We start from the raw sequence: 8798 nt of genomic DNA, 5'->3' as shown, positions 1-8798 counted from the left end.
CGGTGTGACCGGTCCACTCACCCGAACGGACCCGGCCGGCGAAACCGGCCATCTTCTGGAGGACCTCGTGGACCTTCGCCACCACGTCCTCGCCACCGACCTCCACCACCGCGTCCCGCGGGGCCCGCAACGCGGTGTGCAGCACCGCCCGGTCCTCGGTGACGTTGATCCGCTCACCACCGAACATGGCGTCCCGCAGCCCGAACACGCCCGTCGCGGCGGCGAGTTCCTGGAGCAGGGCCAGCGTCTCGTCGGTGATCAGGTGCTTGCTGTAGTCGATGTGGAGGTCGCCGGCCGTGACGACGTACCGCTCGGCACGGCCGGGATCCTTCGCGAACAGGTCGCGCAGGCGCGGCGTCCCCGCCGCGCGGTGGTCGGCGAGGGCCGTCCACTCGGGCCTGCGGTTCAGCTGGGGGGTGTCTGACAGGGCGTCGGACATGTCAGGCGTTCTCCTTGGTGGCCTCGCCCTTGAGGGCGATGGCGTACATCTCGTCGGCGTCGAGGCGGCGCAGTTCCTCGGCGATGAGTTCCGAGGTGGCGCGGACCTTCAGGGCGAGGGCGCGCGGCGGCTGGCCCGGCAGCGTCAGCGTGGCCAGGGGGCCCGCGGGGCGGTCGACCACGATCTCGCCGTTCTCCGTGCCGAGCCGCACGGCCGTGACGAACGGGCCGCCGGTCACCACCCGGTCCACCGGGACGTTCAGGCGGGCCTGGAGCCACCGGGCCAGCAGCTCGGCGCTGGGGTTGTCCTGCTCGGCCTCGACGGCCGCGGACGTCACCTTCACCCGGGCCTGGTCGAGGGCCGCGGCCAGCATCGACCGCCACAGGGTCAGCCGGGTCCAGGCGAGGTCGGTGTCGCCGGGCGCGTAGTTGCGCAGGCGGGTCTCCAGGACCTCCAGCGGGCGTTCGACGGCGTACAGGTCGGTGATCCGGCGCTGGGCGAGCGCCCCGAGCGGGTCCTTGGCCGGGGCCTCGGGCGCCTCCACCGGCCACCACACGACCACCGGGGCGTCCGGCAGCAGCAGCGGCAGCACCACCGAGTCCGCGTGGTCGGACACCTCGCCGTAGGTGCGCAGCACGACCGTCTCGCCGGTGCCGGCCTCCGAGCCGACGCGGACCTCGGCGTCGAGGCGGGAGGCGGTGCGGTCGCGCAGCGTGCGGGCGTGCCGCTTGATGACGACCAGGGTGCGCGAGGGGTGCTCGTGCGAGGCCTCCTCGGCCGCCTTGATCGAGTCGTAGGCGTTCTCCTCGTCCGTGACGATGACCATCGTCAGGACCATGCCCACGGCGGGTGTGCCGATGGCGCGGCGGCCCTTGACCAGCGCCTTGTTGATCTTGCTTGCCGTGGTGTCGGTCAGGTCGATCTTCATGGCCTGCGCCAGCTCCGTCCGTCTCGTGCGAGCATCTCGTCGGCTTCCCTCGGCCCCCAGCTGCCCGACGCGTACTGCGCCGGCCTGCCGTGCGCCGCCCAGTAGGCCTCGATCGGGTCGAGGATCTTCCAGGACTCTTCCACTTCCTGGTGACGGGGGAACAGGTTGGCGTCGCCGAGCAGCACGTCCAGGATGAGCCGCTCGTAGGCCTCCGGGCTCGACTCGGTGAACGACTCGCCGTAGGCGAAGTCCATGGACACGTCCCGGATCTCCATCGAGGTGCCCGGCACCTTCGAGCCGAACCGGACGGTCATGCCCTCGTCCGGCTGGACGCGGATCACGATCGCGTTCTGGCCCAGCTCCTCGGTGGCGGTGGAGTCGAACGGGGAGTGCGGGGCCCGCGTGAAGACCACCGCGATCTCCGTCACCCGGCGGCCCAGCCGCTTGCCGGTGCGCAGGTAGAACGGCACGCCCGCCCAGCGGCGGTTGTCGATGCCCAGCTTGACCGCCGCGAAGGTGTCGGTCTTCGACTTGGGGTCGATGCCGTCCTCGTGCAGGTAGCCGACGACCTTCTCGCCGCCCTGCCAGCCGGCCGCGTACTGGCCGCGCACGGTGTGCCGGCCGAGGTCCTCCGGCAGCCGCACGGACTTGAGCACCTTCAGCTTCTCGGTGAGCAGCGCCTCCGCGTCGAACGCGATGGGCTCCTCCATGGCGGTGAGCGCCATGAGCTGGAGCAGGTGGTTCTGGATGACGTCACGTGCGGCGCCGATGCCGTCGTAGTAGCCGGCCCGGCCGCCGATGCCGATGTCCTCGGCCATCGTGATCTGCACGTGGTCGACGTACGACCGGTTCCAGATCGGCTCGTACATCTGGTTGGCGAAGCGCAGCGCCAGGATGTTCTGGACGGTCTCCTTGCCGAGATAGTGGTCGATGCGGAACACCTGGTCCGGCTCGAACACCTCGTGCACGATCTTGTTCAGCTCGATGGCGCTGGCCAGGTCGTGCCCGAAGGGCTTCTCGATGACCGCCCGCCGCCACGCGCCCTGCGGGGGGCTCGCCAGGCCGTGCTTCTTCAGCTGCTGGACGACCTTCGGGAAGAACTTCGGCGGCACCGAGAGGTAGAAGGCGAAGTTGCCGCCGGTGCCGCGGGAGGAGTCCAGCTCGTCGACGGCGTCCTTCAGCTGCTTGAAGGCGGTGTCGTCGTCGAAGTCGCCGGGGATGAAGCGCATGCCCTCGGCGAGCTGCTGCCACACCTCCTCGCGGAACGGGGTGCGGGCGTGCTCGCGCACCGCGTCGTGCACGACCTGCGCGAAGTCCTGGTCCTCCCAGTCCCGGCGGGCGAAGCCGACGAGGGAGAAGCCCGGCGGCAGCAGGCCGCGGTTGGCCAGGTCGTACACGGCCGGCATCAGCTTCTTGCGGGACAGGTCGCCGGTCACCCCGAAGATGACGAGGCCGGACGGTCCCGCGATCCGGGGGAGCCGGCGGTCGACGGCGTCCCGCAGCGGGTTCACCCAGTCGGCGGCCGGGCCCACCGGCACACGGACCTCCCCGGTCGCGGGGGCGGTGGGGGCGTTCTCGGTCATCGGGCGTCAGCTCCCTTGTTCCTCAGAGACGTCGCGACGGCGTCCAGCAGCTCTTGCCAGGCCGCCTCGAACTTGGCGACGCCCTCGTCCTCCAGTTGCCGGACGACCTCGTCGTAGGAGATGCCGAGCCGCTCGACGGCGGCGAGGTCGGCGTGCGCCTGCGCGTAGCCGCCGGTCACCGTGTCACCGGTGATCTCGCCGTGGTCGGCGACGGCGTTCAGCGTGGCCTCCGGCATGGTGTTGACGGTGCCCGGCGCGACCAGCTCGTCCACGTACAGGGTGTCCTTGTAGGCGGGGTCCTTGACCCCGGTGGACGCCCACAGCGGGCGCTGCCGGTTCGCCCGCTCACCGGCGAGCGCCAGCCAGCGGGCGGAGCCGAAGACCTCCTCGTAGGACTGGTATGCGAGGCGGGCGTTGGCGAGGGCGGCGCGGCCCCTGAGCGCGAGGGCCTCGTCGGTGCCGAGGGCGGTCAGCCGCTTGTCGATCTCGCTGTCCACCCGGGAGACGAAGAAGGACGCCACCGAGTGGACCGTCGACAGGTCGACGCCCCGCTCACGGGCCTTCTCCAGACCGGCCAGGTAGGCGTCCATGACCTCGCGGTAGCGCTCCAGGGAGAAGATCAGCGTGACGTTGACGCTGATGCCGAGGCCGACGACCTCGGTGATCGCCGGGAGCCCCGCCCTGGTCGCGGGAATCTTGATCATCACGCCCGGCCGGTCGACCAGCCAGGCCAGCTGCTTGGCCTCGGCGACGGTCGCCGCCGTGTCGTGCGCGAGGCGGGGGTCGACCTCGATGGAGACGCGGCCGTCACGGCCGTCCGTGGCGTCGTAGACCGGGCGCAGGACGTCGGCGGCGGCCCGCACGTCGGCGGTCGTCATCATCCGGACGGCCTCGTCGACCGTGACATCCCGTACGGCGAGGTCGGTCAGCTGCTCCTCGTAACCCTCCCCGGAGCCTATGGCGGCCTGGAAGATCGACGGGTTGGTGGTGACACCGACGGCGGTTCCGCTCGCCACCAGATCGGCGAGGCCACCCGAGACGATCCGCTTCCGCGACAGGTCGTCGAGCCAGATCGACACGCCTTCGTCGGCGAGGCGCTTGAGGGCTCCGGGGGTCGCGATTGCTTCGGTCACTGTGATCATCTTTCTTTCGCGTCGGTGTCAGGCGCGCGCGGCAGCGAGCGACTCGCGGGCTGCGGCGGCGACGTTCTCAGGGGTGAAGCCGTATGCGGCGAACAGCGTCCCGGCGTCCGCGGAGGCACCGAAGTGCTCCAGCGAGACGATGCGGCCGGCGTCGCCCACGAACCGGTGCCAGGTCAGACCGATACCGGCCTCGACCGCGACCCGTGCCCGCACGCCCGGGGGCAGCACCCGCTCGCGGTACCCGCGCGGCTGCTCCTCGAACCACTCCACGGAAGGCATCGACACCACCCGGGTGCCGATTCCCCCGGCCTCCAGCCGCTCCCGCGCGGACACGGCCAGCTGCACCTCGGAGCCCGTCGCGATGATGATCACCTCCGGGACCTCCGTCGAGGACTCGCGCAGTACGTAGCCGCCCTTGGCCGCGTCCTCGTTCGGCGCGTACGTCGGCACGCCCTGGCGGGTGAGCGCGAGCCCGTGCGGGGCAGGGCTGGTGGCGTGCCTCCTCAGGATCTCGGCCCAGGCGATCGCGGTCTCGTTGGCGTCCGCCGGGCGGACGACGTTCAGGCCAGGGATGGCGCGCAGCGAGGCCAGGTGCTCGACCGGCTGGTGGGTGGGGCCGTCCTCGCCGAGGCCGATGGAGTCGTGCGTCCACACGTACGTCACCGGCAGCTGCATCAGCGCCGACATACGGACGGCGTTGCGCATGTAGTCGGAGAACACCAGGAAGGTGCCGCCGTAGATCCGGGTGTTGCCGTGCAGGGCGATGCCGTTCATCTCCGCGGCCATCGAGAACTCGCGGATGCCGAAGTGCACGGTGCGGCCGTACGGGTCGGCCTCCGGCAGCGGGTTGCCCTCCGGCAGGAAGGAGCTGGACCTGTCGATGGTGGTGTTGTTGGACCCGGCCAGGTCGGCGGAGCCGCCCCACAGTTCCGGGATCACCGGGCCGAGCGCCTGCAGCACCCTGCCGGAGGCGGCACGGGTCGCGACCGGCTTGCCCTCCTCGAACACCGGCAGGGCGTCCTCCCAGCCCTCGGGCAGCTCGCCCCTGCCGATCCGGTCGAACAGCAGCGCCCGCTCCGGGTGGGCCGTACGCCACTCGGCGATCCGCTTGTCCCAGGCCACGTGCGCCTCGGCGCCCCGGTCCAGGGCCCGGCGGGTGTGCGCGAGGACCTCGTCGGTCACCTCGAAGGCCTGCTCGGGGTCGAAGCCGAGCAGGCGCTTGGTGGCGGCGATCTCCTCCTCGCCGAGCGCCGAGCCGTGCGAGGCCTCGGTGTTCCGCGCGTTCGGGGCCGGCCAGGCGATGATCGTGCGCATCGCGATGATCGAGGGCCGCCCGGTCTCCTCCCGCGCCGCCCTCAGCGCCGCGTACAGGGCGGGCACGTCGACGTCGCCGTCGGCGGTGGGCTCGACGCGCCGGGTGTGCCAGCCGTAGGCCTCGTACCGCTTCAGCACGTCCTCGGAGAAGGCGGTCGCGGTGTCGCCCTCGATGGAGATGTGGTTGTCGTCGTAGAGGAAGACCAGGTTGCCGAGCCTCTGGTGGCCGGCCAGCGACGACGCCTCGGCGGAGACACCCTCCTCCAGGTCGCCGTCGGAGACGATCGCCCAGACGGTGTGGTCGAACGGGGAGGCGCCCGCGGGGGCCTCCGGGTCGAACAGGCCGCGCTCGTAGCGGGCGGCCATGGCCATGCCGACGGCGTTCGCGACGCCCTGGCCGAGCGGACCGGTGGTGGTCTCCACACCCGCCGTATGCCCGTACTCGGGATGGCCAGGCGTCTTCGAACCGTGCGTGCGGAACGCCCGCAGGTCGTCCAGCTCCAGCTCGTACCCGGCGAGGAAGAGCTGGGTGTACAGCGTCAGCGAGGTGTGGCCGGGGGACAGCACGAAGCGGTCACGGCCCGCCCACTCCGGGTCGGCCGGATCATGACGCATCACCTTCTGAAAGACCGTGTACGCGGCGGGCGCCAGGCTCATCGCGGTGCCCGGGTGGCCGTTGCCGGCCTTCTGTACCGCGTCGGCCGCCAGCAGGCGGGCCGTGTCCACGGCGCGCCGGTCGAGGTCCGTCCACTCGAAACTCTCGGGTGTCTGCGTGCTCATGTTCAAGAAGTCCTCGCTCACTGCGCGACTGTGGGCCGTCCGCGTTCAAATCTAAAAGTCTGACTTTTTGGGGGGAAGGTCGAGGTGTGTCAGCCTGTGGTGAATCTGGGACATCGGGCAGGCGGCATCGGACGACGGGTCGGACGGGACGGCACACGGCGACATGGCGGACAGAGCACCCCGGACCCCCCGGGCCGGGAGCGAGGGCACGGACGACGGCGGCGGGATCAGGACCTTCCCCTTCCCGGCCGACCTGGCCGTCGGCGGCGTCGGCATGCAGATCGGCCCCCTGGGGAGCGACCGCACCTGGCACGCCGACGCTCCTCTGCACCGGGTCCACCGCATCGACTTCCACGTGGTCATGCTCTTCACCGGCGGCCCCGTACGGCACATGATCGACTTCGCCGAGTACGAGGCCGCGGCCGGCGACCTGCTGTGGATCCGCCCCGGGCAGGTCCACCGCTTCGCCCGCGGGAGCGAGTACCGCGGAACCGTCCTGACCATGCAACCCGGCTTCCTGCCCCGCTCCACCGTCGAGGCCACCGGTCTGTACCGCTACGACCTGCCGCCGCTGCTGCACCCGGGCCCGGCGCAACTCGCCGCGCTCCGGGCGGCCCTGGAGCAGCTGCGCCGCGAGTACGAGGACACCGCGACGCTTCCGCTGAGCCTGCACACGGCGGTGCTGCGGCACACCCTGACAGCGTTCCTCCTGCGCCTGGCCCACCTCGCGGCCGGGTCGGCCCAGGCGCCCCGGCGGCCGGCGGACAGCACCTTCACCCTCTTCAGGGACGCGGTCGAGCAGGGCTTCGCCACCCAGCACAGCGTCAGCGCCTACGCCGACGCGCTCGGTTACTCCCGCCGCACCCTCGTCCGCGCGGTCCGCGCGGCCACCGGCGAGACGCCCAAGGGGTTCATCGACAGGCGTGTGGTCCTGGAGGCCAAACGCCTGCTCGCCCACACGGACATGCCGATCGGCCGCGTCGGGGCGGCCGTGGGCTTCCCCGACGCGGCGAACTTCTCCAAGTTCTTCCAGCTGCACACCGGTGTCACGCCGGTGGCGTTCCGGGCGGAACTCCTCAAGGAGTGGCCCGGGGATCCGGTCAGTGACCGAAGTCGAACCAGTTGACGTTCACGAAGTCGGCCGGCTGGCCGCTGCTGAACGTCAGGTACACGTCGTGCGTGCCCGTCACCGGGCCGATGTTCGCCGGGACGGTCCGCCACGACTGCCAGCCGCCCGTGTCGGCCAGCGCGAAGCTGCCGATCGGGGTGCTGCCGCGGCTGTCCAGCCGTACCTCCACCAGTCCGCTGACGCCGGACGCGGCCCCGCTCGCCACCCGGGCGTAGAACTGCCTGGCCGCCGTCGAGCCGAAGTCGACGCCCTTGTACAGCGCCCAGTCGCCGTTCGCCAGGGAGCCGATGTCCTGCCCGCCGCCCGAGTCCGTGGTGGACTCGGAGACCACGCCGGACTGGCCGTCGTAGGACTCGGCCTGGACGGCGCTGTAGGCGTCCCGGTCGCCGGACGGCGGGGGAGTGGTGCCGCCCCCGCCGCCCGAGGACTGCAGGACCTGCACGTAGTCGACGGTCATCGGGTGGCCCGGCTCGGTCCCGCTGTCCGGGCCACCGCCGAAGGCGCCCGGGAAGCCGCCGCCCATCGCCACGTTCAGGATGACGAAGTAGCCGTGGTTCGTGGCGTTGGCCCACGTCGCCGCGTCGACCTGGTTGGCCTTCACGGTGTGGAAGTTGACGCCGTCGAGGTAGAAGCGGATCTCCTCGGGGCCGGTGGAGCGGTCCCACTCCATCGCGTAGGTGTGGAAGCCGGCCTGGCAGGAGGTCCCGGTGCACGCGGTGGAGCCGCCGATGCCTGAGGTCTCGTTGCAGGGGCCGCCCGGGTTGGTGCCGCAGTGCACGGTGGCCCAGTCGGTGTTGAGGCCCTGGACGTTCTCCATGATGTCCAGCTCGCCGACGCCGGGCCAGTTCTGGTAGTTGCCGCGGAACGGCGAGCCCAGCATCCAGAAGGCGGGCCAGTAACCCTTGGCGGCGGCCCCGGTGACATCGGGCATCTGGATCCGGGCCTGCACGCGCAGCTTGCCGCCCGACGGGGGCTGGAAGTCGGTGCGCCTGGTCTCGATGCGGCCCGAGGTCCAGTGGCCGGAGGCGTCGCGACGCGGGGTGATGAGCAGGTTGCCGTTGCCGTCGAGCGCGACGTTGCTGGTGCTCGACGTCATCGTCTCGACCTCACCGGTGCCCCAGTTGGCGGCACCGCCCGGGTACGACGTCCCGGTGTCGTACTGCCAGTCGGCGGTGTCGACGCCGGAGCCGGCGGCACCGTCGAAGTCGTCCGCGAAGACCTGCGTCCAGCCTGTGGGCGGCGTGGGGGCGGAGGCCTCGGCGGGCAGGGTGGCGGTGCCGGCGAGAGCCGCGGCGAGGCTCATCGTACCGAGGGCGGCGACGAGGGCCCTGCGGACGGAGCGCCGCCGTCTGTCGTCCGGGCGTGACCGCGCGCCGCCCGGGTGCGGCGTGCCGGAGGTTTCGTTCATGGGGAGCCTCTCGGGTACGGAGTGTGCGGGAGTTGGTCATGAGAGCGCTCCCACGACGACGTCTGAGAGCGCTCT

General features: G+C 71.6%; 7 protein-coding genes. 1 reads left to right on the top strand and 6 read right to left on the bottom strand.

Features of this window, described 5'->3' with window-relative positions:
* The 5 genes from IE177_RS32495 to tkt all read right to left on the bottom strand — a co-directional run.
* Positions 1-427 (bottom strand): phosphoglucose isomerase-related protein (locus tag IE177_RS32495; RefSeq protein WP_506005067.1); only part of this gene is annotated, 427 nt, incomplete at its 3' end.
* 13 nt (positions 428-440) lie between these two features.
* Entirely contained in the window at positions 441-1367 is a 927-nt protein-coding gene (gene opcA, locus IE177_RS32490; RefSeq protein WP_190019063.1) for a glucose-6-phosphate dehydrogenase assembly protein OpcA, read from the bottom strand.
* Complete coding sequence (gene zwf, locus IE177_RS32485; RefSeq protein ID WP_190019062.1) at positions 1364-2950, bottom strand: glucose-6-phosphate dehydrogenase; 1587 nt, start codon at positions 2948-2950, stop codon at positions 1364-1366. Before zwf ends, opcA begins: the two co-directional genes overlap by 4 nt.
* On the bottom strand, positions 2947-4092 hold the full coding sequence (gene tal / locus IE177_RS32480) for a transaldolase (protein WP_190019061.1): 1146 nt from the start codon (positions 4090-4092) through the stop codon (positions 2947-2949). The genes zwf and tal overlap by 4 nt, the downstream gene beginning before the upstream one ends.
* A gap of 18 nt (positions 4093-4110) precedes the next feature.
* Entirely contained in the window at positions 4111-6186 is a 2076-nt protein-coding gene (gene tkt / locus IE177_RS32475) for a transketolase (RefSeq protein WP_190019060.1), read from the bottom strand.
* Positions 6187-6349: 163 nt separating this feature from the next.
* Here tkt and IE177_RS32470 point away from each other — a divergent pair, with 163 nt between their 5' ends.
* Positions 6350-7312 (top strand): helix-turn-helix domain-containing protein, encoded by a 963-nt coding sequence (locus tag IE177_RS32470; protein ID WP_190019059.1) that lies wholly within the window; start codon positions 6350-6352, stop codon positions 7310-7312.
* Here IE177_RS32470 and IE177_RS32465 read toward each other — a convergent pair.
* Positions 7287-8723, bottom strand: a complete 1437-nt coding sequence (locus tag IE177_RS32465) for a glycoside hydrolase family 16 protein (RefSeq protein WP_190019058.1) — start codon at positions 8721-8723, stop codon at positions 7287-7289. The two genes, IE177_RS32470 and IE177_RS32465, sit on opposite strands and share 26 nt — an antisense overlap.
* Between the last annotated feature and the right edge of the window lie 75 nt (positions 8724-8798).

The sequence above is a fragment of the Streptomyces lucensis JCM 4490 genome (assembly GCF_014650035.1).
GTDB classification, from domain to species: Bacteria; Actinomycetota; Actinomycetes; order Streptomycetales; family Streptomycetaceae; genus Streptomyces; species Streptomyces lucensis.
The sequence above is the reverse complement of the archived record's forward strand: the minus strand, read 5'-3'. Positions and strand labels throughout refer to the sequence as shown.

Excerpts from the sequence above, each read along its gene's own strand:
- tal (WP_190019061.1), bottom strand. The coding sequence starts at position 4,092 with ATGATCACAGTGACCGAAGCAATCGCGACCCCCGGAGCCCTCAAGCGC.
- IE177_RS32465 (WP_190019058.1), bottom strand. The coding sequence starts at position 8,723 with ATGAACGAAACCTCCGGCACGCCGCACCCGGGCGGCGCGCGGTCACGC.
- zwf (WP_190019062.1), bottom strand. The coding sequence starts at position 2,950 with ATGACCGAGAACGCCCCCACCGCCCCCGCGACCGGGGAGGTCCGTGTG.
- tkt (WP_190019060.1), bottom strand. The coding sequence starts at position 6,186 with ATGAGCACGCAGACACCCGAGAGTTTCGAGTGGACGGACCTCGACCGG.
- opcA (WP_190019063.1), bottom strand. The coding sequence starts at position 1,367 with ATGAAGATCGACCTGACCGACACCACGGCAAGCAAGATCAACAAGGCG.
- IE177_RS32470 (WP_190019059.1), top strand. The coding sequence starts at position 6,350 with ATGGCGGACAGAGCACCCCGGACCCCCCGGGCCGGGAGCGAGGGCACG.